The 24,023-nt window shown below is 61.4% G+C and carries 28 protein-coding genes; 9 read left to right on the forward strand and 19 right to left on the reverse strand.

Annotated elements, in window-relative coordinates:
• Positions 1 to 28: 28 nt before the first annotated feature.
• The 6 genes from ACK3CV_RS07350 to lsrK all read right to left on the reverse strand — a co-directional run bounded on the left by ACK3CV_RS07350 (position 29) and on the right by lsrK (position 5,580).
• The gene (locus ACK3CV_RS07350; protein ID WP_033637563.1) at positions 29 to 331 is read right to left on the reverse strand and encodes a hypothetical protein; all 303 of its coding nucleotides are present in this window, start codon (positions 329 to 331) and stop codon (positions 29 to 31) included.
• Entirely contained in the window at positions 328 to 963 is a 636-nt protein-coding gene (locus ACK3CV_RS07355; protein ID WP_038879975.1) for a division plane positioning ATPase MipZ, read from the reverse strand. The genes ACK3CV_RS07350 and ACK3CV_RS07355 overlap by 4 nt, the downstream gene beginning before the upstream one ends.
• Positions 964 to 1,234: 271 nt before the next feature.
• A complete protein-coding gene (gene yajD, locus ACK3CV_RS07360; protein WP_016928619.1) occupies positions 1,235 to 1,576 on the reverse strand; it encodes an HNH nuclease YajD in 342 nt (113 codons plus the stop codon).
• A 79-nt stretch (positions 1,577 to 1,655) separates the two neighbouring features.
• Positions 1,656 to 2,549, reverse strand: a complete 894-nt coding sequence (locus tag ACK3CV_RS07365; RefSeq protein ID WP_033637565.1) for a LysR family transcriptional regulator — start codon at positions 2,547 to 2,549, stop codon at positions 1,656 to 1,658.
• A gap of 59 nt (positions 2,550 to 2,608) precedes the next feature.
• Entirely contained in the window at positions 2,609 to 3,793 is a 1,185-nt protein-coding gene (locus ACK3CV_RS07370) for an MFS transporter (RefSeq protein WP_033637566.1), read from the reverse strand.
• A gap of 221 nt (positions 3,794 to 4,014) precedes the next feature.
• The gene (gene lsrK / locus ACK3CV_RS07375) at positions 4,015 to 5,580 is read right to left on the reverse strand and encodes an autoinducer-2 kinase (protein WP_033637567.1); all 1,566 of its coding nucleotides are present in this window, start codon (positions 5,578 to 5,580) and stop codon (positions 4,015 to 4,017) included.
• A 193-nt stretch (positions 5,581 to 5,773) separates the two neighbouring features.
• On the opposite strand from lsrK, the gene lsrG reads away from it, so the two are divergent.
• From lsrG to ACK3CV_RS07390, 3 genes are all read left to right on the forward strand, one after another.
• Positions 5,774 to 6,067 (forward strand): (4S)-4-hydroxy-5-phosphonooxypentane-2,3-dione isomerase, encoded by a 294-nt coding sequence (gene lsrG / locus ACK3CV_RS07380; protein ID WP_004939559.1) that lies wholly within the window; start codon positions 5,774 to 5,776, stop codon positions 6,065 to 6,067.
• A gap of 86 nt (positions 6,068 to 6,153) precedes the next feature.
• Positions 6,154 to 7,059 (forward strand): EamA family transporter, encoded by a 906-nt coding sequence (locus tag ACK3CV_RS07385; protein ID WP_033647025.1) that lies wholly within the window; start codon positions 6,154 to 6,156, stop codon positions 7,057 to 7,059.
• A gap of 83 nt (positions 7,060 to 7,142) precedes the next feature.
• Positions 7,143 to 7,733, forward strand: a complete 591-nt coding sequence (locus tag ACK3CV_RS07390) for a LysE family translocator (RefSeq protein ID WP_164037406.1) — start codon at positions 7,143 to 7,145, stop codon at positions 7,731 to 7,733.
• Here the strand turns inward: ACK3CV_RS07390 and ACK3CV_RS07395 are convergent.
• Entirely contained in the window at positions 7,709 to 8,536 is an 828-nt protein-coding gene (locus ACK3CV_RS07395) for an AraC family transcriptional regulator (RefSeq protein ID WP_164037403.1), read from the reverse strand. The two genes, ACK3CV_RS07390 and ACK3CV_RS07395, sit on opposite strands and share 25 nt — an antisense overlap.
• A 69-nt stretch (positions 8,537 to 8,605) precedes the next feature.
• On the opposite strand from ACK3CV_RS07395, the gene ACK3CV_RS07400 reads away from it, so the two are divergent.
• The gene (locus ACK3CV_RS07400) at positions 8,606 to 8,824 is read left to right on the forward strand and encodes a DUF7661 family protein (protein WP_015377079.1); all 219 of its coding nucleotides are present in this window, start codon (positions 8,606 to 8,608) and stop codon (positions 8,822 to 8,824) included.
• Between the two features lie 9 nt (positions 8,825 to 8,833).
• Here ACK3CV_RS07400 and ACK3CV_RS07405 read toward each other — a convergent pair whose 3' ends face one another.
• The 5 genes from ACK3CV_RS07405 to ACK3CV_RS07425 form a co-directional block, all read right to left on the reverse strand.
• Positions 8,834 to 9,682 carry a PA4780 family RIO1-like protein kinase gene (locus ACK3CV_RS07405; RefSeq protein ID WP_033637570.1) on the reverse strand — a complete coding sequence of 283 codons (849 nt, stop codon included), beginning with the start codon at positions 9,680 to 9,682 and terminating at the stop codon, positions 8,834 to 8,836.
• A gap of 120 nt (positions 9,683 to 9,802) precedes the next feature.
• Positions 9,803 to 11,293 carry an alpha-amylase gene (amyA, locus tag ACK3CV_RS07410; RefSeq protein WP_033637571.1) on the reverse strand — a complete coding sequence of 497 codons (1,491 nt, stop codon included), beginning with the start codon at positions 11,291 to 11,293 and terminating at the stop codon, positions 9,803 to 9,805.
• Positions 11,294 to 11,411: 118 nt separating this feature from the next.
• Complete coding sequence (locus tag ACK3CV_RS07415) at positions 11,412 to 12,068, reverse strand: DUF799 domain-containing protein (protein ID WP_033637572.1); 657 nt, start codon at positions 12,066 to 12,068, stop codon at positions 11,412 to 11,414.
• Complete coding sequence (locus ACK3CV_RS07420) at positions 12,065 to 12,421, reverse strand: DUF4810 domain-containing protein (RefSeq protein WP_033637573.1); 357 nt, start codon at positions 12,419 to 12,421, stop codon at positions 12,065 to 12,067. The genes ACK3CV_RS07415 and ACK3CV_RS07420 overlap by 4 nt, the downstream gene beginning before the upstream one ends.
• An 18-nt stretch (positions 12,422 to 12,439) precedes the next feature.
• Positions 12,440 to 13,111: a CsgG/HfaB family protein gene (locus ACK3CV_RS07425; RefSeq protein WP_016928605.1), complete on the reverse strand. Its 672-nt coding sequence runs from the start codon at positions 13,109 to 13,111 to the stop codon at positions 12,440 to 12,442.
• Between the two features lie 481 nt (positions 13,112 to 13,592).
• On the opposite strand from ACK3CV_RS07425, the gene ACK3CV_RS07430 reads away from it, so the two are divergent.
• On the forward strand, positions 13,593 to 14,498 hold the full coding sequence (locus tag ACK3CV_RS07430; protein ID WP_164037399.1) for a bifunctional helix-turn-helix transcriptional regulator/GNAT family N-acetyltransferase: 906 nt from the start codon (positions 13,593 to 13,595) through the stop codon (positions 14,496 to 14,498).
• Between the two features lie 84 nt (positions 14,499 to 14,582).
• Positions 14,583 to 15,881, forward strand: a complete 1,299-nt coding sequence (locus tag ACK3CV_RS07435) for an SLC13 family permease (RefSeq protein WP_164037396.1) — start codon at positions 14,583 to 14,585, stop codon at positions 15,879 to 15,881.
• Here the strand turns inward: ACK3CV_RS07435 and dapF are convergent.
• The 3 genes from dapF to bhsA (ACK3CV_RS07450) form a co-directional block, all read right to left on the reverse strand.
• Entirely contained in the window at positions 15,856 to 16,731 is an 876-nt protein-coding gene (gene dapF / locus ACK3CV_RS07440; RefSeq protein ID WP_164037394.1) for a diaminopimelate epimerase, read from the reverse strand. The genes ACK3CV_RS07435 and dapF overlap by 26 nt on opposite strands.
• A 113-nt stretch (positions 16,732 to 16,844) precedes the next feature.
• Positions 16,845 to 17,102 (reverse strand): multiple stress resistance protein BhsA, encoded by a 258-nt coding sequence (gene bhsA, locus ACK3CV_RS07445; protein WP_004939517.1) that lies wholly within the window; start codon positions 17,100 to 17,102, stop codon positions 16,845 to 16,847.
• Positions 17,103 to 17,295: 193 nt separating this feature from the next.
• Complete coding sequence (gene bhsA / locus ACK3CV_RS07450; protein WP_033637578.1) at positions 17,296 to 17,553, reverse strand: multiple stress resistance protein BhsA; 258 nt, start codon at positions 17,551 to 17,553, stop codon at positions 17,296 to 17,298.
• A gap of 176 nt (positions 17,554 to 17,729) precedes the next feature.
• On the opposite strand from bhsA (ACK3CV_RS07450), the gene ACK3CV_RS07455 reads away from it, so the two are divergent.
• On the forward strand, positions 17,730 to 18,374 hold the full coding sequence (locus ACK3CV_RS07455; protein WP_164037391.1) for a TetR/AcrR family transcriptional regulator: 645 nt from the start codon (positions 17,730 to 17,732) through the stop codon (positions 18,372 to 18,374).
• A gap of 35 nt (positions 18,375 to 18,409) precedes the next feature.
• On the opposite strand, the gene ACK3CV_RS07460 is transcribed toward ACK3CV_RS07455, so the two are convergent.
• From ACK3CV_RS07460 to ACK3CV_RS07475, 4 genes are all read right to left on the reverse strand, one after another.
• A complete protein-coding gene (locus tag ACK3CV_RS07460; RefSeq protein ID WP_164140667.1) occupies positions 18,410 to 19,228 on the reverse strand; it encodes a MetQ/NlpA family ABC transporter substrate-binding protein in 819 nt (272 codons plus the stop codon).
• A 19-nt stretch (positions 19,229 to 19,247) separates the two neighbouring features.
• Positions 19,248 to 19,916 carry a methionine ABC transporter permease gene (locus ACK3CV_RS07465; RefSeq protein WP_033653452.1) on the reverse strand — a complete coding sequence of 223 codons (669 nt, stop codon included), beginning with the start codon at positions 19,914 to 19,916 and terminating at the stop codon, positions 19,248 to 19,250.
• Positions 19,909 to 20,934, reverse strand: coding sequence for a methionine ABC transporter ATP-binding protein (locus ACK3CV_RS07470; protein WP_048233037.1), 1,026 nt, complete (start codon positions 20,932 to 20,934; stop codon positions 19,909 to 19,911). Before ACK3CV_RS07470 ends, ACK3CV_RS07465 begins: the two co-directional genes overlap by 8 nt.
• Positions 20,935 to 21,197: 263 nt before the next feature.
• Positions 21,198 to 21,641 (reverse strand): acetyltransferase, encoded by a 444-nt coding sequence (locus tag ACK3CV_RS07475; protein ID WP_015377088.1) that lies wholly within the window; start codon positions 21,639 to 21,641, stop codon positions 21,198 to 21,200.
• A 241-nt stretch (positions 21,642 to 21,882) separates the two neighbouring features.
• On the opposite strand from ACK3CV_RS07475, the gene ACK3CV_RS07480 reads away from it, so the two are divergent.
• Positions 21,883 to 22,755 (forward strand): oxygenase MpaB family protein, encoded by an 873-nt coding sequence (locus tag ACK3CV_RS07480; protein ID WP_164140668.1) that lies wholly within the window; start codon positions 21,883 to 21,885, stop codon positions 22,753 to 22,755.
• A gap of 163 nt (positions 22,756 to 22,918) precedes the next feature.
• Positions 22,919 to 24,022: a suppressor of fused domain protein gene (locus ACK3CV_RS07485; RefSeq protein ID WP_164140669.1), complete on the forward strand. Its 1,104-nt coding sequence runs from the start codon at positions 22,919 to 22,921 to the stop codon at positions 24,020 to 24,022.
• The last annotated feature ends 1 nt before the right edge of the window (position 24,023 follow it).

Here is a 24,023-nt window from a genome sequence, read left to right on the forward strand (position 1 = left end):
TGATGATAACCCGCCGGCTGCCGCGCGGTCAGAGCTTCTTCAGCAGCGCCAGCAGCTGCGCTTCGCTTTTCTCCGCCAGCCCGTCGATGGCCAGCTTGATGATATCGGAACGGGTGATGCGCACGATGCCGCTGCGCGCCGCCTGGACGATCACTTCATCGATGGCTTCAATGTGGCTGTCCGTCAGGCTGACGGAAATCGCCTTATAGGTGCGCTTGCGGCCGGCCGGTTTGGCTTCCGGCGCGGGCGCCGCGACCGGCAGCGTGTGCGAGGTGGCGCTGTTGATGAATTCGTCTTCCGACATGCGGTGGGTGGGGGTGCGCTTCTTCACAGGATCACCTCTTTCACCAGGCATTCAATTTCGCTCTGCGCCTTTTCGTTGTTCGCCTCATGCACGGTGATGGCTTCGCCCCAGGCGTCGCGGTAAATCTTGCGGTCGCACAGGCGGTGGCTCACCAGGGTGAACTCCGGGTATTCGCTCAGCACCTGCGCCGCTTCGTTGGCTTCATTGATGAAGATGTTGGTCGGGCACATGTTCAGCACGATGTAGCCTTTGACCTTCTCGTTGTATTCCTGCGCGGTGGAGAACATCTCCGACAGATAGCCGACGGTGTCGAGATCCATCTGTGAAGGGCGCAGCGGCGAGAGGAACAGATCGGCGGCCAGCAGCCCGGAGCGCAGTTCAGCGCTGTCGCGGCCGGCGGTGTCGACGATCACGTAGTCGTAATGGCGATCCAGTTCCAGCAGCGTTTCCTTGATTTTGCCCGACGCGGCCACCACCGGAATGTGCGGCAGCCCTTCGACGTTCTGGCGGTCGTTGTACCAGGTCATGATCGATTTCTGGTCGTCGGCATCGACGATGATCGCCGTCTTGCCTTGCTTAAGAATCAGATACCCGGCGATATTCACCGCTTTCGTCGATTTGCCGACGCCGCCTTTTTGCGAGCCAATCAGAACAATCATGCTGCCATCTCTCAAGTTATTAAGCTGATAACTTATTAAGTTAATGTGCTTATTAGGTTGATAATCAAACAGGTTAACAAGAACAACTCGCGAACAATATGCACCAACTGCGGCGGCTTGCCAAGCCAGTATGTCGTTAACTGCGCAGCTTATTTTGCGCTGGATGGCCCGGATGGGTAAGTAGGAATTCTCTGGGAAGTGGCGATGCGGAGGCAGGTTTTGTTAATTTAACAGCTTAATAAGTTAGTGACCCATTAAGCTGTCGCCGACATTATTTCTTCATCATCGCCTTCAGGTTGGCGAACGGGTTATGGGTGGCGACGCCGACATCTTTCTGCGCGTCTTCACCGGCCACCACCGTCGAACCGTATTGATCGGCCTCGGTGTATTTCGAGTGCTCGTGGTCGTGGCAATACAGGCACAGCATTTCCCAGTTGCTGCCGTCTTCGGGGTTGTTGCTGTGATCGTGATCGATGTGGTGCACCGTCAGTTCGCGCAGGTTGGAATAAACGAACTCGCGCGAGCAGCGCCCGCACACCCAGGGGAACAGTTTCAGCGCTTTTTCGCGGTAGCCGGTTTCCAGCTTCGCATAGTTTTTGGGGATATAGGCCATGGTGGTCGTCCGTCGTGAATCACTATGCGACAAATAATACCACACTGCGTGCGGCGACAACGTGCGGCTCATCCTGTCGCTAGCGAAATGTCTCCACCGCCCAGTCGATAAACGCCCGCAGCTTGCCGCTGAGGTGGCGATTGGACGGGTACACCACGTACATCTGCTCCGGCGGCGGCTGCCAGTCGTGCAGCAGGCTGACCAGCTCGCCGCGCTCGAGGTGCGGCTGCGCCATAAACCGATAGATCTGGATGATGCCCAATCCGGCCAGGCTCGCCGCCAGCAGCGCGTTGCCTTCGTTAATGCTGACCGGGTAGCGCTGTTGAATGGCGATCTCTTTGCCGCGTTCGACATAGCGTTGCGGATGGATGCGATCGTTGACCGGATGGCGGTAGTGCACCATCGGAAAACCCTGTTCCAGATCGCACGGGTGGCGTGGGGCGCCGTGGCGCGCCAGATAAGCCGGGGTGGCGCAGCTGACCCAATCCAGATCGAACAGACGCCGGGCGATCAGGCTGGAGTCGGCCAACGGGCCGCTGCGGATCACGCAGTCCGCGCTGTCGCTGATCAGATCGATAACGCGATCGCCGATGCTGAGATCGATCTGGATTTGCGGGTAGCGTTCCAAAAAGCCGGGCAGCGCCGGCAACAGCAGCTGGCGGGCGGTGCCGCTGCCGGTATCGATGCGCAGCACGCCCTGCGGAGAATTCTGTGACTCGGTCAGACAGCCCTCCATCTGCTCCAAATCCGCCAGCCATTTCACCGTATTCTGGTAATAGCATTCGCCTTCGCGGGTGACCGACACGCTGCGGGTGGTGCGCTGGAACAGCTTGGTCTGCAGGTGATCCTCCAGATTCTGGATCAACTTGGTGACCGTCGCTTTCGGCATGCCCAGCGAATCGGCGGCGCGGGTAAAACCGCCGGTTTCCACCACGCGGTTAAATACCCGGATAGCGAGCAAATGATGGTCCATAGGTTCCCAACGTCATGCCCCGGCAGTGGCCGGGGCATGTTTCTGCAGATAGATAATGATTAACACTGTTTAGCGCCAATCGCGCCGGAGCGCAAGCTGAGGCCGAACACCAGCGTGGCGGAGAGGATCAGCGCGCCGCCGAACAGCATGGCGCTGCTGACGCCCTGCCAGTCCACCACCTCGCCGCCCAGCAGTGCGCCGGAGGCCAGCGCGATCTGGATGACGCACACCAGCAGCGCCTGGCCGGCTTCCGGCGCCTGCGGCACCGCGGCGAACATCCAGTTGGTGGCGCATACCGGCACCGCGCCGAACGCCAACCCCCAGACCAACACCATCAGCGTGGCGCCGGCGAGGCCGCTGAGCAGCGGCGAAACGATCAGAATGCCCGCCAGCATGGCGGCGATCAGGATAAAGGTGGCGCGCAGGCTGTGTTCCGCCAGGCGCTCGCCGAGGAAGGTGCCCAGCAGGCCGATGGCGCCATAGGCCAGCAGCTGCAGCGAAATCGCCGATGGGCTGAGCACGAACACCTGTTGCAGCAGCGGCCGCAGATAGGTATAGGCGGCGAAGTGGCCGATGAACAGCAGCACGATGGCAATCAGGCCGATGCGCGCCATCGGCAGGCGCAGCGGCAGCACCAGATCGCGCGGCGTAACTGGCCGGGAAGGCGGTACCGACGTGAGTAAACGCAGCTGCGCCAACAGTACGCCGACCGCCAGCGCCGCCCCGCCGAAGAAGGCGGCGCGCCAGCCGAACAGATCGCCGATCAGCGCCCCCGCCGGCACGCCGCACACCGCGCCGACCGAGATGCCGCTGAGGATCAGCGCGGTGGCGCGGCCCTGGCTGGCTTCCGGCACCAGATGGCGGCCGTAGTTGGCGGCGAATGACCAGAAGCCGCCGACGCAGACGCCCAGCAGCACGCGGCCCAACAGCATCATCGGGAAGTTGACCGCCAGCGCCGCCACCAGGTTGGACACCATCAGCAGCAACGACAGTCCCAGCATCAGCAGGCGTCTGTCCAGCCGGCCGGAAGCCAGGCTCAACACCGGTGCGGCCACCGCCGCCACGATGCCGGGCATGGTGACCATCAGCCCGGCGGTGCCGGTGCTGACGCCGAGCGAAGGGGCGATGTTGGTCAGCAGGCCGATCGGCAGAAACTCGGTGGTGACCATGACAAAACAGGCGACCGTCAGCGAGAAGATCGCCGGCCACGGGGATGATGCAGGTTTATCTTTATTATTCAGCATAATGCCGCTCGTCTTGGGTGAATGCGCAGGCCGCGCTCGGGGCGCGGTGTGACCGAAGTCACAATCTACGGCAGGCCGAAGCCGCGGATAAATCCGTTTGCGGTGGTTACACTGTTTCTGAGGGGAAACAATCGCCGGCGGCGAGTGAAAACGCGGCTTGTGCCGCGCTGCGGGGGAAAGGAATAAAACGGCATAAGGTTATGACCGAATGCCGCTTGCGTTTAAAGCCCCGGCGCTTTCCACAGCGAGGTGGTCAGGCCGTTATCCACCAGCGTCAGCTGATCGGCGTAAACCTGCCGCCAGGTTTCTTTCTGTTCCTGATACAGCGCGTGGTGGGTCATGTCGGGTTGATGCTCGCGCTCCCAGCGCACCAGGCGTTCGCCGGTTTCGGCCAGCGACTCGAACAGCCCGGCGCCGACGCCGGCGGCGATCGCGCAGCCCAGCGCGGTGGCTTCTTTCACCACCGGCACCCGCACCGTCAACCCGGTGACGTCGCTGAGGATCTGGCTCCACAGCTTGCCCTTGGCGCCGCCGCCGGCGAACACCAGCGAGCGCGCCTGCACGCCGGAGAAGGCGGCGATCTGCTCCAGGTTGCAGGCGGAGACGATGGCGGCGTTCTCCTCCAGCGCGCGGAACAGCGTCTGTTTATTGCAGCGCTCCGGGTCGATCGACATATTGATGAACGACGGCGCCGCGTGATACCAGGTTTTGAAATGCATGGCGTCGGAGAAAATCGGCATCACGCCGTAGGCGCCCGGCGGTACCCTGGCCGCCATCTCTTCCAGCAGGCTGTAGGCATCGACCCCCAGCCGCTCCGCCAGCAATTTTTCCTCCGCGCAGAAGGCGTCGCGGAACCAGCGCATGGTCAGGCCGGTAAAGAAGCTGATGGATTCCGCCTGCGCCATGCCGGGAATGACGTGGGGGTTGATGCGGATGTTCATCTCCGGATCGATGGCCGGCTCCGGCAGGTTGACGATCTGCTGCCAGAAGGTGCCGCCGAGCACCGCCGTCTGCCCGGCGCGCACGATGCCGAGCCCCAGGCTGCCGAGCTGCACGTCGCCGCCGCCCATCACCACCGGGGTGCCGCGCAGCAGCCCGCTCTCCTGCGCCGCCTGTTCGGTGACGCGCCCCAGCACGCTGCCGGTCTCTTTCACCGGCGACAAAATATCGGCGCGCAGCCCGGCCATGTCGAGCAGCGCCGGCCGCCAGTCGCGACTGGTCAGATCCAGCATGCCGGTGGTGCCGGCGTTGGAAGGATCGACCGCCAGCTCGCCGCTGAGCATGTTGGCCAGCCAGTCGCTGATCATGGTCAGCGTCGCCGCCTGGCGGTAGATGTCCGGCCGATGGTGCGCCAGCCACAGCAGACGCGGCATGGCACTCAGCGCCAGCGTCTGGCCGGAGTATTGATACACCTCGCGTTCGAAGCCGTGGTTATGCAACTCTTTCAGCTCGCTGACTTCGTGGCTGGCGCGCGCGTCGACGTTGGCGCAGGCCCAGATCGGCACGCCGTTGCGGTCGTACAGAACGATGCCTTCACGCATCGAGCAGCAGGCCACCGCGCGTATCGCCTGCGCCGTCAGCCCGGCGCGCTGCAAGGCCTGGCGAATGCACTGGCAGGCCAGCTGCCAGTTGCGGCTGAGGTCAAACTCCATCGAGCCGGGCACGCCCGGCACCGCCAGGTGTTGCCACTCCGCCTGGCCGTGCGCGATCTGATTGCCCGCCAGATCGAAGATCACCGCGCGAATACTGCCCGTTCCTGCGTCCAGCGCCATCAAGTAGTTATCCATAGCCTATGCTCTCAGGGGGAGGAGTGTTAACTATAGATGCCGCCGCCTTACCCCGCCGGGGGAGGAGTGGGCGTCGCCGATGCGATTTGTGAGCCAGGCGGCAAAATTGCCGTTGCGGCAGGGCAATCGACGGGAATAAACCTATGGTTGGAAAGCGCCATGCTACGGCGCGCCGTTCAAACAAGGAGCTGTCATGCACGTCACATTGGTTGAGATCAACGTTAAACAAGACAAAATCGACGAATTTATCGATGTTTTCCGCGCCAATCACCTGGGGGCAATCGAAGAGCCGGGCAACCTGCGCTTCGACGTGCTGCAGGACGAACAGATTCCGACGCGGTTTTACATCTACGAAGCCTATCGCGACGAGCAGGCGGTAGCGGCGCACAAGCAGACCCCGCACTACTTGCAGTGCGTGGAGAAGCTGGAAGCGCTGATGACCGGCCCGCGCAAGAAGACCACCTTTATCGGCCTGATGCCGGAATAATCGCCGGCGTTTGCCGGTGTCCATACGCCCGGTTTGGTTGTAACCTGCAAGCTAAAGCGATTTTCAATGGGATAAGCGGGGCGAGGATGACATTGCGCGATCGGCTGTTGGCGCTGTTGGTGGTGGTGATCTGGGGCGTGAATTTCGTCGTGATCAAGTTCGGTTTACAGGGCATGCCGCCGTTTCTGCTGGCCGGGATGCGTTTTTTGCTGGTGGCGTTGCCGGCGATCTTCTTTATCCCGCGCCCGACGATCCCGTGGAAATGGCTGCTGCTGTACGGCATGACCATGAGCTTCGCGCAGTTTGCCTTCCTGTTTGTCGCCATCAAGGTGGGCATGCCGGCGGGGCTGGCTTCGCTGGTGTTGCAGGCGCAGGTGTTCTTCACCCTGCTGTTGGGTGTCGTGCTGATGGGCGAAAAGCTGCGCGTCAACCATTTCGTCGGCATCGCTATCGCCAGCGGTGGCATGCTGGTGCTGGCGCAGGCCAGCCTGCATAAGCCGGGCAGCGGCGCGGTCCCCCTGGCGGGCCTGCTGCTGACGCTGGCGGCGGCGTTTTCCTGGGCGCTGGGCAACCTGACCAACAAGAAGATCCTGGCCGGTTTCCCGCAGCGCAACATTTTGTCGCTGGTGGTGTGGAGCGCGCCGATCCCGGTCGTGCCGTTCCTGGCCTGCAGCTGGCTGTTCGACGGCCCGCAGGCGGTGCTGAGCAGCCTGGGCCATGTGCAGGTCGGCACCTGGCTGGCGGTTGCCTACCTGGCGTTTGCCGCCACGCTGTTCGGTTATTCGGTGTGGGGCAGCCTGCTGGGGCGCTATGAAACCTGGCGCGTTGCGCCGCTGACGCTGCTGGTGCCGCTGGTCGGGCTGTTCGCCGCCTGGCTGCTGCTGGATGAAGCGCTGTCGCCGGCGCAGTTCGGCGGCGCATTGCTGGTGCTGGGCGGCATGGCGGTCAACACCTTCGGGCTGCCGCGCCGCCGGGCGGCGATCGCGCGTTAAACCGAACAGGGCAATTCTGTTCAATACCTTGTCGACGGCGGTCGGCATTCTGGCGCCTGTGAATACTTTCTCAGGTGACCATCATGAATATCTACCTTTCCATGGCCGCGTTTGCGCTGGCGGCCTCCATCACCCCCGGCCCGGTCAACATCGTCGCATTGAGCGCCGGGGCGCAATTCGGCTTTGGCGCGGCCCAGCGCCACGTGTTCGGCGCCACGCTGGGGTTTACCCTGTTGCTGGTGCTGCTGGGATTGGGCATGCACCAGCTGCTGATCCTGTGGCCGGCGCTGACCCGCTTGATTCAGTGGGCCGGCGTGGCTTTCCTGCTGTTTATGGCCTATCGGTTGGCGTTTGACGACGGCAGGTTGGGCAGCGGCGCGGCGCGGGCGCCTTCCTGCCGCTACGGCGCGCTGATGCAATGGCTGAACCCCAAGGCGTGGCTGGCGTCGGTGGCCAGCCTCGGCGCCTTTGTCGGCGACGGCGACATCCGGCTGCAGTGGCAGTTCGCCGGGCTCTACTTCGTGATTTGCTATGCCTCGGTGGCCTGCTGGGCCTATGTCGGCGCGATGCTGCGCGGCCTGCTCAGGCAGGCGCGCAACGTGCGGCGTTTCAACCGCGCAATGGCGGCGTTGCTGGCGGCCAGCGCCTGCTATCTGCTGGCGGAGGGTTTTTGATACTGCCCCGGCGTGGCGGCCAGCAGCTGTTTGAAGGTGCGTTGGAAGTGCGCCTGATCGGCAAAGCCGCTTTCGCTGGCGGCCGCGGCGATCGGCAGGCCGCTTTTCAACAGCCGATGGCCGTGCTGCACGCGGCGGTTAACCAGATAGGCGTGCGGCGTCATGCCGTAGCGCTGGCGGAAGGCGCGGATCAGGTAAGAAGGGGACAGCGCGGCGGCGCGGCAAATGTCGTCCAGCGTCAGCGGCCGGGTGCAGTGCGCGTCAATAAACGCCGCCGCCGCTTCCAGTCGGGCATGCGACGGTGTCTCCGGTTGGCGGGCATCGCCCAGCCCGAGCTGCAGGGCGCTGAAATACTCCACCATGGCGATCTGTTTTTCCAGCGCGCTGCACAGCGGATCCGTCAGCAGCGCATAAAGCCGGTTCAGGCCGTGGAACAGCGCCGGATCGCGGCTCAGCGGCTGGCTGAACGGAACAAAACGGTCGCCGTCGCCGCCGAGCAGCTCCTGCTGCAGCGCGCCGAGCCAGGCGAGATCGAGATAGAACATGATGTACGACCAACGGCGATCGGCGATGGGGTTGCAGGCATGCGCCTGCTGCGGGTTGATGACAACCAAATCGCCGGCGCTGACCTGCATGCGCCGCTCGCCGTTGACATAGGTGCTGACGCCGCCGGTGATGGCGCCGATGGAAAAGAATTCGTGGCTGTGCAGGCTGTAGCACACCTGGCGGCCATCATTGATGGCGCGGGCTTCGACGAACGGCAACTGCGGATCGCGCCAGAACTGCGGCGTTTTTTCACTCATACGCTTTCCTTTTCACTGCGGCGGCATCACTGTGTTATAGCCTGAAAGCGACGAGCGGGGGAATGGCGGATGATGATTTTTAACGTGTTCGGCCGTCTGCTGGGCGTGAAGCGCATCGGGGACGAATGGCGGCTGTTCCGCGTGACGCTGCCGGAGCGCAAATATGCTCCCAGCTACGATATCGTGCTGCCGGCCGATCTGCGCGAAGAGGAGATCGCCGGCTATCTGGGGGATATTTATCACGAGGCGGCGACGCCGCAGCGGCCGGAGGTGTTTCGCGTCGAATAGCGCGGCGCGTTACTCTTCCGCGTTGCGCGCCATCATGCGGCGTTGATGCTCCTCGCCGGCGGCCTGGATCTCTTCCAGCACCGAGCCGACGTCGGCGCGTTTCAGGGTTTCGCTGAACCGGCCGCTGAGGACGCTGTCCGGCGTCAGGTTGCCTTCCTGATACAGCGCCCAAATCTCTTTGGCGTATTGGCTGTCGCGCAGCTCCGGCGCGAACTGGCCATAATATTCCGCCAGATTGCCGATATCGCGCTCGAACATGCTTTTGGCGTGGTTGTTGGCGGCGGCGTCCACCACCTGCGGCAGGTCGATGATCACCGGCCCGTCTTTATCCATCAGCACGTTGAATTCCGACAGGTCGCCGTGCACCAGGCCGGCGCACAGCATGCGCACCGCGTAGTTCATCATCAGGGCGTGATCGGCGCGCGCCTGTTCCGGCGTCAGGATGACATCGCTCAGGCGTGGCGCCACCAGGCCTTCTTCGTCGGTGATCAGCTCCATCAGCAGCACGCCGTCCAGGCAGATGTCCGGCTGCGGCACCCGCACCCCGGCCTTGGCCAGCAGATACAGCGCGTCCACTTCGGTGTTTTGCCAGGCTTCTTCCTGCTGCTGGCGGCCGAATTTGGAGCCTTTGCTCATGGCGCGCGCGTCGCGGCTGTTGCGCACCTTGCGCCCTTCCTGATAGTGAACGGCCTGCTTGAAGTTGCGCTTCTCGGCCTCTTTGTACACTTTGGCGCAGCGGATCTCATCGCCGCAGCGCACGATAAACACGTCGGCTTCTTTGCCGCTTTTCAACCGGCGGATGACGTCGTCGATTAATCCGTCATCAACCAGCGGCTGGAGTCGTTTTGGAATTTTCATGCAGCCTTGTACCCTATTTAGGCTCCGGTGTGAATGGCTTGCGCAGTTGATAGCGTAAGTTAGACCCGAAAGGCAAACATTAGTTTTGCCGCCGCTGCATCATTGCGCGGCGGCGGGCGCTCACAGGCTGGCGGCCGGCACCCAGACGCTGACGCTGCCGGCGTTGACCGGGAAATGGGCGCTGCCCTGGTCGTCGGTGGTGATTTCCTCCTGACGGTTGCCGAGGAAATCGCGCCAGGCGGTGTGCGCCAGAACGGCCCCCAGCGCGACCGTCTTGCCGCTTTCGCCGCCGTTGGTCAGCACCACCACGCACCCTGGGGCCTCGGCGGTGCCGGCGCGGCTGAAGGCCACGCAGTGGCTGTCGTCGAAGTAGTCGGTTTGCGGGCCGTTGGCGAAACGCTGGCGGGCGGCGATCAGCTTCTCCAGCTCCGGGATCGCCGGCATATCAATCTGGTACTCGCCGCCGTCGCGCCCCTTGTCGCGGTAGCTGGCGCCATACAGGTCGGGGTAAAACACGCAGGGCACGCCCTGTTCGCGCAGCAGGATCAGCGCGTAGGCCAGCGGTTTGAACCAGGGTTCCACCGGCGCTTCCAGCGACTGCAGCGGCTGGGTGTCGTGGTTGGCGACCAGCGTCACCGCGTGGGCCGGATCGGCGGCGGTCAGGGTATCGGTGAAGATTTGCGCCATGTCGAAGCCGTCGCCCTGTTTCGACGCCTGATGAAACTTCAGGTGCAGCGCCACGTCGAACAGCATCACCTTGCCGTCCACCAACTCGATGTATTGTTGCAGCGCGCTCAGATCGTGCGACCAGTATTCGGCAACGATCAGCAGGTCGCGCTGCGCGCTGTCGCGCACGTGATCCGCCCACTCTTTGAAGAACCAGGCGGGAATGTGTTTGGCGGCGTCCAGGCGGAAGCCGTCGCACGGCAGGCTTTCCAACAGCCAGCGCGCCCAGTATTTGAGCTCCTCCGTCACGGCGGTATTGCGGAACTCCACGTCGGCGCCCATCAGATAGTCGTAGTTGCCCTTTTCGTCGTCGACCTGATCGTTCCAGCCGTCGTCGCCATAGTCGTTGGCGATTTTGAACACCCCTTTGTCGTCCGGCTGCTCAACGTAGTCGACGCCGCTGAAACATTTGTAATCCCAGATAAACTCGGAATGCACGCCCTGGCGGCCGGGAAAGGTGAAGCGGGTGTAGGCCAGCGCGTCGAAGCCCTGGTCGTCGATGTCGTTGCGGTTGTTGGCGTCCACCTTGAACACGTGTACCTGTTCTTTCTCGTCCGCGCCGAGCTTGTGGTTGAACACCACGTCGTAGAGCACCCCCACGCCGTGTTCGCGCAGCGTATTGGCGGCGTGTTCGAGCGCCGCCTTGTCGCCGTATTTGGTGGCCACGCTGCCTTTCTGGTCAAACTCGCCGAGATCGAACAGATCGTAAGTATCGTAGCCGACGGAGTAGCCGCCGGAAGCGCCCTTGCAGGCGGGCGGCAGCCACAGATCGGTGATGCCCAGTTCGGCGAGGTGCGGCGCGCGCTCGGCGGCCTCCTGCCACAGTTTGCCGCCGTCGGGGTAGTACCAGTGGAAGAATTGCAGCAGGGTGGTTTTTTTCGTCATGAGCCAGCGTCCCGGTTAGCCAGAAGGAGAGGAGCAGTTGCCGTTAAAGCATGGGCTACTTTTGGCAAAAGGGACAAGTTTGGCATAGGCGGCCCGAGAAGGCCGCCCGAGAGACGGCTTAACGCTGGCTGGCGTAATGAGGTGAGCGTGGGCCATAAAGAATGGCGCCGTTCTGACCTGTCGCCGATAGCAGGCGGGTATTGGCGATGGCGCCAACATCAAATCCTTTGTCGCTGATGGTATCGGCGATTTGCGAAATCGCGGCGCTGATCACCATGCCCAGCAGGCCACCGGAGTTGTTGTTGCCTTCGTTGCTGGATGCGGTGGCGGTGCCGGCCCACAGCTGTTTGCCGTTGCGCAGATCGACCAGGCGAGCGGTTACGGTAACGCGGGTTTCGCTGCTGATCACCATGTAGCTGGTGCCGTATTGCGTGACATCCAGGTACAGCACGGTGTCGGCGCCGAAAATCTGGTGCAGTTTTTTCGGACTGACGGCGCGGATGTCGTTGGCGTTGGTTAGGCCGTTTTGCAGGAAGGTTTCCTCCACTACAGCGACCGGCAGCACATAGTAACCGGCCTCGGCCAGCGGCAAGGTGGCGCTGGCGAGCACGCTGTGGCTGGCTTTGACGTCCGGCGACTGGTTAACCGGCGGCAAGACCAGGATCGACTTCGGCTTGCTCTCATGGAACGCCGCATAGTCATAAGGCGTCTGCTTGGCACAGCCGCTTAGCAACAGGGTGGCGGCAACGGTGAGGAAAGTGAGTACACGCTTCATTTAAAGCTCCCTTTGTCCCTGGCCATCAGGAAATTCATAAACGGCGCCGACTCCGGGAACAGCGTTTTTTCCGTGTTGAATTCATTCATGGCTTGTCCGTCGTTGCCGATTTTGCTGTACAGCAGCCCCAGCTGCGCATGCAGACCTGGCGGTACGGCTTTATCCTTGGCGCGGGATTTCTCGACGATCTCTTTCAGCGTGGCGATCTGCTGCTCAGGGCTTTGCCCTTCCTGCTGGTAGTATTGATAAAGAGAAGTTTGGTAGCCATCCCAATTGTAAAGCGTTTTCGGCGCAGCGCAGCCGGCCAGCAGGGTCGCTGCAAACAGCGCCCCGCCCATTTTTTTAGTTATCATCTTTCTGCTTCTATTCCGTTAGTTAGCAGGGCGCCATGCGCCGTTTTCGATACCGGTGACCAGGTTATTGACGGCTTCACGCACGGCCAGATCCAGCACCTTGCCGTTGAGGGTGGAGTCGTAGCTGGCGGTGCCCCCGAAACCGATGATTTCGCGATTGGACAGTTCGTATTCACCGGCGCCCTGAGAGGAATAGACGACTTCTGAGGTCTGTACGTTTACGACGTTCAGATTGACTTTGGCGTAAGCGACCTGTGATTTACCACGGCCCAAAATCCCCCACAGCTGATGATCGCCGACTTCTTTACGGCCGAATTCGGTGACATCGCCGGTAATCACATAGTTGGCGCCTTTCAGCGTTTGCGCCTTCCCTTTAATGCCGGCTTCAGTTTTCAACTCTTCCATGTTGGCGCGATCCAGCACGTTGAAACGGCCAGTCTGCTGCAAATGCGTGATCAGGATAGTCTTGGACTGATTGCCCAGCCGATCGACGCCATCGGAGAAGATGCCGTTCATGTAGCTGGATCGGTTGTCGAATTTGCCGACGGCGATAGGGCTGCGTGGGCCCTGATAAGTGGTGTTGTAGGAAGCCACTTTCGGCACTTCCAAAGAGCGGGAGGATTCGGTCGCGCAGCCCGCCAGCAAAGTGACGGAAAGGGCAACGGAACAGACGGCGAGTGATTTTTTCATTGGCATGCGATCTCTCCATGAGCATAAAACAGCGCGGGAGCAACCCGCGCCCGACGTTGACATAACGAACGTTGTCGCCGTTATGGAAACGCCGCGATCCTGCCATGAATATGTAACAAATTACAACAAGATATCGGCATTAATGCCGCTATTAACATTGTTGTAACCTATTGGAATGCAATGAATTAGTATCGATTTTCTCTTGTCATCACAGCGTTTTTCACGATTGTGCATTTTTTGTCTGGGTTATTGTCTTTTTAATCGCAAACATATGGCCATTAATCCTGAAATATTTTAACTAATCAGTTTGTTGTATTGAGTAATGTTACGTTTTGCATCAACTCCTGTGTTATGCCGGGGTTCATGGCGGCTTGATGATCCGTTAAGGTAGTGAAAATTAGGTAACACTATCAACCAAGTGTCATTTTTCATCGGCAGCTAATCGGGGATATCAATTGTGAACATCAGGGATTTCAGAGCATTGGCGCGTAGTTTGGTCAGAGAATTCGGCATGTTGAACAAGCAGAGCAACGGCTCGCGCTTTTCGCCGCTGCAGATCCATCTGATGATCGAAGTCAGCGAGCAGCCGCTGGGCGTCACCGAGCTGGCGGCCCGGCTTTGCATCGACAAGGCCAGCGCCAGCCGGGCGCTGCGCAGCCTGGTGGCCGCCGGCGTGATAGAAACGGTGGATTATCCGGATGACAAGCGGCACAACCTGCATCGGCTGAGTAAAAAGGGCGGCAAGGCGCTGGCCGGCATCGAGAGCGACGCCGACGGTTTTATGCAGGCGGCGCTGGCGCAGTTGGACGACGATGAGCTGGCGAGCACCACGGCGGCGATGAAAAAGATGACCGCGGCGCTGCGCAGCGCGCGCAAACAGCGCGACGCCAACCTGCGGGTGCGGCCGATCGCCGTGCGCGACGATGCGGCGATGGCGGCGATCATTCGCGACGTGTTTCGCGAGTACGGCATGGACAAGATGGAAGGCGTCAGCCTGCACGATCCGGATCTCGATCGGCTGACCGGCTTGTATCGCGACAACGGCGGCCACTACTGGGTGCTGGAGCGGGACGGGCAGGTGGTGGGGGGCGTCGGCATGGCGCCGCTGGCGGGCGAAGAGCCCGGCTATTGCGAGTTGCAGAAGCTGTTCTTCAAACCCGGCGCGCGCGGGCTGGGCATGGCGCGCTATATGGTGGTGCAGGCGCTTAAGGCGGCGCGGGCGGCGGGGTATCGCTACTGCTACCTGGAAACCACCGAACAGTTGAAAGAGGCGATCGGGCTGTACTACGCGCTGGGGTTCACCCTGTTGACGGAACGGCGCGGCAACACCGGCCATCACGGCTGCAACGTGTGCATGCTGAAAAATCTGCAGAACGACGATATGTGAGCGGTTTCAAGGTTAGCGCCCGCGCCTTATGTCACCCTGTTAACCGTTTGATAACAATCACAACGTTTTATCAGGGAGGAAACTATGTTGGGGGATCCGATGGCGCTGTCCGCGCTGGTCACGCTGGTGGTCATCGCGCTATGGGCCAGCGCCCGCTTACCGGAGTATCTGGTCGCGCTGCTGTTCTTCGCGGCGGTGATGGTGTTGCAGCTGGCGCCCGCCGCAGTGACCTTTTCCGGTTTCGCGTCTTCCGCATTTTGGCTGGTGCTCAGCGGTTTCGTGCTGGGCACCGCCATCCGCAGCACCGGCTTGGCGGATCGCCTGGCCAACCGACTCTTGCCGCACCTGGCCGGCTCCTGGCCGCGCCTGGTGGGCGGCGTGGTGGCGATAAGCTACGCGCTGGCGTTTGTCATGCCTTCCAACATGGGGCGCATTACGCTGCTGATGCCGATCGTCATGGCGTTGGCCGATCGCGCCGGTCTGGCGGAGGGCACGCGCGGCCGCATCGGTTTGGCGCTGGCGGTGGGGTTCGGCACCTTCCAGCTCTCCGCCAGCATCCTGCCGGCCAACGTGCCCAACCTGGTGATGAGCGGCGCGGCGGAAAGCGCCTACGGCAGCCACTTCGCTTATCTCTCCTACCTGCTGTTGCACGCCCCGGTGCTCGGGGTTGCCAAAGGCGCGCTGCTGACGCTGTGCATCTGCGGCCTGTTCCGTGCGCGGCCGCAGCCGGTGGCGGCCGAGGCGGCGCAAACCCCGCTCAGCGCCGCCGAATGGCGGCTGATCGCGCTGTTGGGCGCCACGGTGTTGCTGTGGATGACCGACAGCTGGCACGGCATCGCTCCCGCCTGGATCGGGTTGGCGGCGGCCTGCTTGTGCCTGTTGCCGCGTAGCGGGTTTCTCAACGGCGAGCAGTTCGCCGCCGGGGTTAACGTGCGCACCTGCATCTACGTGGCGGGGATCCTGGGGCTGACGGCGCTGGTCAGCCACTCGGGGCTTGGCGATCGGCTGGGCGGTGCGCTGCTGGCGATGATGCCGGATCTGCACGGCAAACCGTTCACCGCATTCGGTTCGCTGGTGGGGATCACCGCGTTGCTGAATTTCGTGGTGACCGCCAACGGCGTGCCGGCGCTGTTTACCCCGCTGGCGCAGGCGCTGTCCGCGGGCAGCGGCTTGCCGCTGCTGACGGTGCTGATGACCCAGGTGATCGGTTACGCCACGCCGCTGCTGCCGTATCAGGCTTCGCCGATCGTGGTGGCGATGGGGATGGGCAAAGTGCCGGCACGCGAAGGGCTGAAGCTGTGCCTGCTGTTGGCCGCGCTCAGCTTCGTACTGCTGGTGCCGTTGGACTATCTGTGGTTCAGACTGTTGGGGTGGATCCCGTAAACAGCCCCGCGCCGCCGGCAAAACAATCTTCGTCCAGCGTCAGGGTGGCGATTTTATGCACCGATCCGCGCATGCTGACCTGAAAATCGCCGCTGAAGGCGATCTGCAGTTCGCCGCCCGGCATCCGCACGCTAACCCGATCGCCGACTCGTCCCAACTTGCGCATCACGCTGGCGGCGGCGCAGCTGCTGCTGCCGGAGGCGAGGGTAAAACCGGCGCCGCGCTCCCAGATGCCGATGCGCAGCGTCTGGCGATCGACCACTTCCACCAGTTGTACATTGGTGCGTTTCGGGAACAGCGGATGGCGCTCAATCTGCGGTCCGAGCCGATGCACCTGCGCCAGATCAAGTTTCTCCACCGGCACCACGCAGTGCGGGTTGCCCATCGACACCAGCGAAACGCTTAACGTCTCCTCCCTCAGGGGCAGGGGATAGTTCAGCGCCTCCGGCAGATCGATCAAGGCCGGCAGCGCCGCCGGGCTGAAATTGGCGCGCCCCATCTCCACGGTTATCTGATGCGCGTCTTCCGCCACTTGGCAACGCACGTCGCCGCCGGCGGTGTGCACCAGAAACGGCTGATGCCCCACGCGCTCGCTGTCGAACAGATACCGCGCGTAGATACGCAGGCCGTTGCCGCTTTTCTCCGCTTCGGAGCCGTCCGGGTTGATGATACGCAGGGTGGGATTGACGGCGTCGCCGCTGTCGATCAGCAGGCCGTCGGAACCGATGCCGTAATGCGGGTGGCACAGCAGGCGGATCTGTTCCTGGCTCAGACGATCGGCGACCGAACGGTGGCATACCAGGTAGTCGTTGCCCAGGCCGTGATATTTGTGAAACAGCAGGGGAGTCATGTCGTTGCTCGGCTCAGCAAAAAAAGGTTGCTACAGCTTACAACAGAACGTTGGCGTCAAAACAAACAAAAGGCGGCCTGAGCCGCCCTTTTGCACGATTACCTATCTGGCAATTAATTGTAGATGATCGCGGTACCGTGCAGTTTGTTGTCGCCGGTGGTGGCGATGATCTGGAAGGATTTGGCGCCGGCCGCGTCGGCTTTGGCCGCCAGTTTGTTTTCTAGGCTGCTCAGGTCGGAAGCACCGCTGACGGTAACGACGCCGGCTTTTTGCAGATCGGCCGGTTGAGCGTTGACCAGTTCGGCGGCAAAGCTGCCGAAGGAGACAGAGGCCAGTGCGATGGCGGCGATGGTCATTTTCAGGTTTTTCATGGTCTTATTTCCTATCTATGTTCTTTACGATGTTTGTTTTGTAAGGTCGTTAAATTAATTAGCGATCGATAATTTAATGTTAGATGCCGGTTTGACGGATTGCAAGTATTTTTTTAATGCTCGTTAATTAATTTTTTTTGATGCCCTGGCGTTGGGAGCAGAGTTTTTCGCGATCCGCTGGTTTAATGTCTTGTTATTGATAGATTTCTGCGGTTCCATGCAGCTGGTTGTTACCGCCGGCGCCGATGATGCGGAAGGATTTGGCACCCGCCTGATCGGCTTTGGCGGCCAGGCTGCTTTCCAGCGAGGTCAGATCGGACGCGCCGCTGACGGTGATGACGCCCACTTTCTGCTGGTCTGCCGGTTGGTTCTGGACTAAATCGGCGGCGAAGCTGCCGAAGGAAACGCTGGCCAGAGTGAGAGCTGCTAAGGTTAATTTTAAGTTTTTCATGATATTATTTCCTTTCCGATAACGGTAAATAGAGGGGGTTAATCCGCTTCGCTAAATTATCTTAACGATCGATAACTAAATGCTAATCGGTTCTCGACGAGGGCGCAATATTTTTTTATAATGATCGTTAAGTTATTTGTGCTAACCCTGCCGTGGAGCGGGATAGGAGAGGAACGATGGGCATCAATGAAGCGGTCTGCGGCAAGAAAAGCCGCGGCAGACCGAAACAATTTGATCGCGATCGGGCGCTGGAAAGCGCGCTCGATCTGTTCTGGCGGCACGGCTATGAAGCCACCTCGCTGGCCGATCTGGTGGAAGTGACCGGCGCCAAGGCGCCGACGCTGTATGCGGAGTTCGGCAACAAGGAAGGGATGTTCCGCGCGGCGGTGGAACGCTATCTGCAAAAATACACCACCTGCACCAACCAACTGTTGGAGCAGGATCTGCCGGTGGCCGAGATCGTCGAGGCCTACGTGCGCTCTTCCGTCGAAGTGTTTACCGACCCCGATACGCCGTCAGGCTGCTTTATGGTGTGCGCCTCGGCCGCGCTGTCGTCTGCGTCCGACGACGTCGCCCAGATGCTGCGCAGGAAACATCATGCGCAGGAAGCGGCGCTGAAGGCCTGCTTCGATCGCAAGGTGCAGCAGGGCGAACTGCTGGCGAAAACCGACACCACGCTGCTGGCGAAATACGTGATTTGCACCATTGAAGGCATGTCGGTGCAGGCGCGCGAAGGGGCAAGCCGGAGCGATCTGCTGCGGTTGCTGGAGGCGTTGATGCTGGTGTGGCCGCGGCTCAGCCAGATCGGCAATAAGGTGTAACAACCGGCCCGGCTTTTACCGGGCCGTGTAACCCGTTACTGATTGACCGGGATCACCGCGCCCTGATATTTCTCGCGGATAAAGTCCTGAATCGGTTTGGAGTGCAGCACCTTCACCAGCGCCACGATCTCCGGCTTGTTCACGTCGGCCTTGTGCACGGTGATGATGTTGGCGTACGGGTTGTTTTCGCCGCTTTCGACCGCGATCGGATCTTTGGTCGGATTCAGCCCGGCGTCGATGGCGTAGTTGGCGTTGATCACCACCGCGTCGCCTTCGTCGTTGTTGTACATCTGCGGCAGCAGCGCGCCCTCAACGTTGGCCTGGAATTTCAGGTGTTTCGGGTTTTCCACCACGTCGCTGATGCGCGCGTCCACCTTGCTCACCCCCGGCTTCAGCTTGATCACGCCTTCCCGCTCAAAAATAGACAGGATGCGGCCTTCTTCCGCCACCGCGTCGCGCATGATGATTTTGCCGTTTTCCGGCAGATCTTTCAGGCTCTTGTACTTCTTCGAGTAGATGCCGATAGGCTCAATATGGATCGCGCCGGCGCTGACGAAGTCGTAGCTCTTGTCGTCGGCGTGGTCTTTCAGCACCGAGTTCAGATAAGGCACGTGCTGGAAGTAGTTGGCGTCGATGTCGCGGCTGGCCAAGGCGGTGTTCGGCAGGATGTAGTCCTGGAAGCGCTTGATCTGCAGGTCGATGCCTTCCTTCGCCAGTATCGGCTTGGCCTGTTCGAGGATCTCGGCGTGCGGCACGTTGGAGGCGCCGACCACCAGCTTGGTCGCTGCCGTGGCGCCAAAAGAGGCGAGGGTGGCGACGGAGGCGAAAGCCAACATCAGTAGGTGCTTTTTCATCATCGTTTTCCTTGGTTAATTAACGTTTATCGAGCGTTCTTGTCAGGGTGTCGCCGATGAACTGAATGACGAAAACGATCAGCAGAATCGTCAGCGTCGCCACCAGCGTCACGTCACTGTGGTTGCGTTGGAACCCTTCCAGATAGGCCAGGTTGCCCAGGCCGCCGGCACCGATCACCCCGGCCATCGCGGTGTAGCTCACCAGCGCGATCAGGGTGACGGTGATGCCGGAAACCAGCGCCGGCGAGCTTTCCGGCAGCAATACGCGGAAAATCAGGGTGCGGTTTTTGGCGCCCATCGAGCGCGCCGCTTCGATCACCCCTTTGTCGACCTCGCGCAGCGCGATCTCCACCAGCCGGGCGTAGAACGGCGCCGCGCCGACGATCAGCGCCGGCAGGGCCGCGTCCGCGCCGAGAATGGTGCCGATCAGCGATTTGGTGAACGGGATCAGCAGCACGATCAGAATGATGAACGGAATGGAGCGGAAGACGTTGACCAACACGGAGATCAGCGAGTAGACCGCCCGGTTCTGCCACAGCTGGCCCTTCGAGGTTAAAAACAGCAGCACGCCGAGCACGATGCCCAGCACCAGCGTGGCCAAACCGGCGATGCCGGTCATGTACAGCGTTTCCCAGGTGGCGTCCCACAGTGAGTCCAGACGCAGGTGGGGGAACAGGGACTCAATCATGTTGGATAACCTCGACGGCGATATCTCTTTCGTGCAGCAGGCTGAGCATGTCGGCGACTTGTTGTTCGTTGCCTTCGGCGTGAATGTACAGTTCGCCGAACGAACCGTTGAGGGTGTGGCTGATCTTGCCGTGCAGAATGTTGACGGTCAGGGCATAGCGCCGGATCACTTCAGAGATCACCGCCTGATGGGTTTGCACGCCCACGAAAGTCAGCTTGAAAATCGCCCCCGGCAGATGGGCGGTGAGCAGCGGGTTGAAGCTCTCTTCGGTATCCGCATACTGCGACACCTGTTTGACGAACTGCCGGGTGATCGGCTGCTGTGGCCGGGTGAACACGTCGAGTACCGGGCCTTCTTCGACGATGCGGCCGTTTTCCATCACCGCCACGCGGTGGCAGATTTTGCGCACCACGTGCATCTCGTGGGTGATCAGCACGATGGTCAATTTCAGCTGGCGGTTGATATCCAGCAGCAGGTCGAGAATGGCGTCGGTGGTCTGCGGGTCGAGCGCCGAGGTGGCCTCGTCGCACAGCAGCACGCTCGGGTTATTGGCCAGCGCGCGAGCGATGCCGACGCGCTGTTTCTGGCCGCCGCTGAGCTGCGAAGGGTAGGCGTCTTCACGCCCCTGCAGGCCGACCAGCGCGATCAGTTCCGCCACGCGCGGCGCAATCTGCGCCTTGGGCACGCCGGCGATCTGCATGGAAAATGCGATGTTTTGGCTGACGGTGCGCGACCACAGCAGGTTGAAGTGCTGAAACACCATGCTGATTTTCAGGCGCGCCTGGCGCAGGTGGCTGCCTTTGGCGCGGGCGATATCGAAGCCGCCTACGTCAATGCGGCCGCTGGTGGGCGTTTCCAGGCCGTTAAGCAGGCGGATGAGCGTGCTTTTGCCGGCGCCGCTGTAGCCGATGATGCCGTAAATTTGCCCGGCCTCTACCGCCAGACTGACGTTGTCTACCGCCACGACGCGGCCCTGTGTGCTGTCAAAAGTTTTGCAAACGTTCGAAAGAACGATCATAGCGAAGCGGATCCTTATCGATACTTCACAGCATTCCGTCCAGAGCGCGGTGCGCCGGACAGGGATCGTTCGGCTTTTCGGCGGGCACAACCCGGCGGGGAGTGGCGGACGGAACCTCTGTTGCGGGTGAATACCTGGCAATCCTACCGAGGGTTTATAGTGACAGGAAGAATGTAAATTCTATTACTTATTCTGATTTGATATATAAAGCGGCGGGTGAAACAGGGGGGAGAAAACCGGCCGCAGGGCGGCCGGCGGGAGGGCTAGCGTTTGTCCAGCTTCATGTGCAGCAGCGGGAACGGGTTGCCCTGGCCGTCGAGCGGCGAGCGGCCGGTGATGACAAACCCGTAGTGGCGGTAGAAGCCGCTGGCCTGCGGATTTTGCTCGTTCACGTCCAGCTGCAGCTCATCGTGCAGCGTTTCCGCGTGGGTCAGCAGCGCTTTGCCCACCCCTTTGCCGCGCTGATCGGCGTCGATAAACAGCATCTCCACCTTGTTGCCGTTCAGGCCGATAAAGCCGCAGGGATGCCCCGGCCGCTCTTCGGCCACCCAGACGTTAACCGCCGGCAGGTAGTCGTTCAGCACCAGCGGGAACAGCTGCGCGATGTTGTCTTCGGTTAAAAAATGGTGAGTGGCGCGCACCGAACGCAGCCAGATATCTGCCAATTGCGCGTTGTCTTCCGCCGCGCGTGCTCTGATGGTAATCATCGAACTCTCTGCTATCTAAGTTGGAGGAAAAAAACTAGATAGAGGTTTTGTGGGGTTAGTGCCGAATTAACGTGGGTTAACGCCCTGCAAAGCGCCTCTGCAGTGGATCGAATAGGCCCGCCTTTCTGCCGGCGGTATAATAAATGTAATTCAGTAAGTTAATGCTTTCAACCGCCACAGGGCGCAATGGGGCGCCCGCCGCGTGATACACTGGCCGCTGAATGAGCGAGAGGGCAGCAGGATGGAAGCGGTACGCGCAGCGATAGAAAAACAGGTGCTCAGCCTGACCGGACTGGCGCTCGGCGGCGTCGATTTTGAGAACCCGCCGGGCGATCCGGGCTTGTTCGGCCCGCAGTCGGTCATCTGGCAGGTTCACCGCGATTTCACCCCGATGCTGTGCGGCGGCGTCAGCGCCTTGCTGCTGCAGATGCTGCACCCGCTGGCGCTGGCCGGGGTGTGGGATCACTCCAACTTCCGCGAAGATATGATTGGCCGCCTGCGCCGCACCAGCCAGTTCGTGTCGGTTACCACCTTCGGCCCGACCGCCGAGGCGCAGCGGCTGATTGCCAAAGTCAAAGCCATCCATCTGCGGGTGACCGGCGTCGGCAGCGACGGCACGCCTTATGCCGCCAGCGATCCGGCGCTGCTCACCTGGGTGCACGTCGCGGAGAGCAGCCGTTTTCTGGCCAGCCACCTGCGCTACCGCAACCCCCATCTTTCCCGCGAGTTACAGGATCAATACTACCGCGAAGCGGCGTGCGTGGCCGCCGCGCTGGGGGCGACCGCCATCCCTCAGTCCTGCGCGGAGGTCGAAGAGTACCTGCAGGCGATGCGGCCGCAGCTGGTCTGCGATGAACGCACGCAAGAGGTGGCGCGCATTCTGCTGAAGGCACCGGCGCCGAGCGCATTGGCGCGCCCGCTCGGCGGGGTGGTGATGCAGGCGGGCATCGATCTGTTACCCGATTGGGCGCAGCGGCAGTTCGGTTTTCATCCGGGCGCGCTGCGGCGGCGGCTGGTGCGAACGGGCGCCGCAGGACTCGGCAAGGTGCTGGGCGCGTCGATGCGCAACGGCTCCTATCAGCGCGCGGTGCGGCGCATCACTCAGCCGTTATGAGCCACAGCCGCTATAATTAACCTTTGTTTATCTTCGTTTACGGACGCTTTTGAGACTTTTACGGGTGATCCGTCCAGTAATGCGTTTTACACTTGGGGGCAAAGCCACATTCCATTTTTGGCGCGCAGCCGATTCTGCCGCGCCCTGACCCTATTGAGGTGATATGAACGAGTCATACGTACTTGCTGAAGTCAGCAATGAGAACCAGACGCTGGTCGCGGTGGTTCAGCAAGATCACCGGGCAGCCTATTTTTATATCTATCCCGCCGAAGCTTACAGCGATCGCTATCAGGTGCGCGCCTGCTGGCTGCGCAACCTGGCCGCCGCGCCGCTGCAGGAAGATCGCGCCGCGCTGGAACAAGGGCAGCCGCCGATGCTGGCGGCGGAGTATTGCCGCAACCTGGAAGGCGAAGCGCCGCTGAACCCGGAAGGGCTGATGGTGGTGTGGAGCGAAAGCGACGACGGCGCGGCCCTGTGGTATTACGGCCAACTGCTGGCGGTGATCCCCGGCTGGAGCCTGTATATCGACCATTCGGTGTGCTATTCGGCCAGCTGCATCAAGGAGAGCCCGTTGGCCTATCCGCTCGGTTCGGCCTCGACCAACACGCAATATGCGCAGGCGGAAAGCACCCGCCAGTTTTGGCGCAGCTGGCAGCGTGAAGAGGGCAACCCGTGGCCGAAGATGCAGCGCGATTTTCAGGCGCGCTATGAGTCGCATTTCGGCCCTTCGGTGAAGTACTACGCCATCGATCAGGGCAAGTGGCCACCGATGGCCATCACCCAGCACGAGCGCGACGGCATCTATTACTTCCTCACCATGGGGGTGAGCATCCGGCCGATGCCGTGGGTGGAGATCCTGTTCAACGACGAGGCTTCGCGCTATCGCCGCATGGAGATGGCGATCGCCATCGACAGCCAATACATGACCGAAGACAACGCGGTGCAGATGGCCAGCGCGCTGGCCGGTTTCGCGCACGCGCCGTGGGCGCGGCTGACCTGGATCGGCGAAGGGCATACGCTGGAGTCGGACGTGGCGCCGCTGGGCTACGAGGGTTATATTTTATCGTCGTCCTTCTACCCACATCACGCGCACCTGGCGCTGCCGCAGCAGTATGGCGACCCGGTGAACCTGTTTTGGGCCAGCCCGGTGTTTACCGCCGAGCGGCAGCTGGCGCACGCCACGCCGAACGGCGGGCACGATCTGGTGAACCGGCTGCGCGAGCAGGGCGTCGACCATATTTTCCGCCCGCGCCAGCCGGTGTGCTGAC

The organism is Serratia sp. TSO36 (assembly GCF_057808395.1).

Excerpts from the sequence above, each read along its gene's own strand:
- ACK3CV_RS07480 (WP_164140668.1), top strand. The coding sequence starts at position 21,883 with ATGGAAGCGGTACGCGCAGCGATAGAAAAACAGGTGCTCAGCCTGACC.
- ACK3CV_RS07470 (WP_048233037.1), bottom strand. The coding sequence starts at position 20,934 with ATGATCGTTCTTTCGAACGTTTGCAAAACTTTTGACAGCACACAGGGC.
- bhsA (WP_033637578.1), bottom strand. The coding sequence starts at position 17,553 with ATGAAAAACTTAAAATTAACCTTAGCAGCTCTCACTCTGGCCAGCGTT.
- ACK3CV_RS07460 (WP_164140667.1), bottom strand. The coding sequence starts at position 19,228 with ATGAAAAAGCACCTACTGATGTTGGCTTTCGCCTCCGTCGCCACCCTC.
- ACK3CV_RS07405 (WP_033637570.1), bottom strand. The coding sequence starts at position 9,682 with ATGAAAATTCCAAAACGACTCCAGCCGCTGGTTGATGACGGATTAATC.
- amyA (WP_033637571.1), bottom strand. The coding sequence starts at position 11,293 with ATGACGAAAAAAACCACCCTGCTGCAATTCTTCCACTGGTACTACCCC.
- ACK3CV_RS07365 (WP_033637565.1), bottom strand. The coding sequence starts at position 2,549 with ATGGACCATCATTTGCTCGCTATCCGGGTATTTAACCGCGTGGTGGAA.
- ACK3CV_RS07400 (WP_015377079.1), top strand. The coding sequence starts at position 8,606 with ATGATGATTTTTAACGTGTTCGGCCGTCTGCTGGGCGTGAAGCGCATC.
- ACK3CV_RS07385 (WP_033647025.1), top strand. The coding sequence starts at position 6,154 with ATGACATTGCGCGATCGGCTGTTGGCGCTGTTGGTGGTGGTGATCTGG.
- ACK3CV_RS07355 (WP_038879975.1), bottom strand. The coding sequence starts at position 963 with ATGATTGTTCTGATTGGCTCGCAAAAAGGCGGCGTCGGCAAATCGACG.
- ACK3CV_RS07395 (WP_164037403.1), bottom strand. The coding sequence starts at position 8,536 with ATGAGTGAAAAAACGCCGCAGTTCTGGCGCGATCCGCAGTTGCCGTTC.
- lsrK (WP_033637567.1), bottom strand. The coding sequence starts at position 5,580 with ATGGATAACTACTTGATGGCGCTGGACGCAGGAACGGGCAGTATTCGC.
- yajD (WP_016928619.1), bottom strand. The coding sequence starts at position 1,576 with ATGGCCTATATCCCCAAAAACTATGCGAAGCTGGAAACCGGCTACCGC.
- dapF (WP_164037394.1), bottom strand. The coding sequence starts at position 16,731 with ATGACTCCCCTGCTGTTTCACAAATATCACGGCCTGGGCAACGACTAC.
- ACK3CV_RS07425 (WP_016928605.1), bottom strand. The coding sequence starts at position 13,111 with ATGAAAAAATCACTCGCCGTCTGTTCCGTTGCCCTTTCCGTCACTTTG.
- ACK3CV_RS07415 (WP_033637572.1), bottom strand. The coding sequence starts at position 12,068 with ATGAAGCGTGTACTCACTTTCCTCACCGTTGCCGCCACCCTGTTGCTA.
- ACK3CV_RS07475 (WP_015377088.1), bottom strand. The coding sequence starts at position 21,641 with ATGATTACCATCAGAGCACGCGCGGCGGAAGACAACGCGCAATTGGCA.
- ACK3CV_RS07390 (WP_164037406.1), top strand. The coding sequence starts at position 7,143 with ATGAATATCTACCTTTCCATGGCCGCGTTTGCGCTGGCGGCCTCCATC.
- lsrG (WP_004939559.1), top strand. The coding sequence starts at position 5,774 with ATGCACGTCACATTGGTTGAGATCAACGTTAAACAAGACAAAATCGAC.
- bhsA (WP_004939517.1), bottom strand. The coding sequence starts at position 17,102 with ATGAAAAACCTGAAAATGACCATCGCCGCCATCGCACTGGCCTCTGTC.
- ACK3CV_RS07370 (WP_033637566.1), bottom strand. The coding sequence starts at position 3,793 with ATGCTGAATAATAAAGATAAACCTGCATCATCCCCGTGGCCGGCGATC.
- ACK3CV_RS07485 (WP_164140669.1), top strand. The coding sequence starts at position 22,919 with ATGAACGAGTCATACGTACTTGCTGAAGTCAGCAATGAGAACCAGACG.
- ACK3CV_RS07435 (WP_164037396.1), top strand. The coding sequence starts at position 14,583 with ATGTTGGGGGATCCGATGGCGCTGTCCGCGCTGGTCACGCTGGTGGTC.
- ACK3CV_RS07465 (WP_033653452.1), bottom strand. The coding sequence starts at position 19,916 with ATGATTGAGTCCCTGTTCCCCCACCTGCGTCTGGACTCACTGTGGGAC.
- ACK3CV_RS07420 (WP_033637573.1), bottom strand. The coding sequence starts at position 12,421 with ATGATAACTAAAAAAATGGGCGGGGCGCTGTTTGCAGCGACCCTGCTG.
- ACK3CV_RS07455 (WP_164037391.1), top strand. The coding sequence starts at position 17,730 with ATGGGCATCAATGAAGCGGTCTGCGGCAAGAAAAGCCGCGGCAGACCG.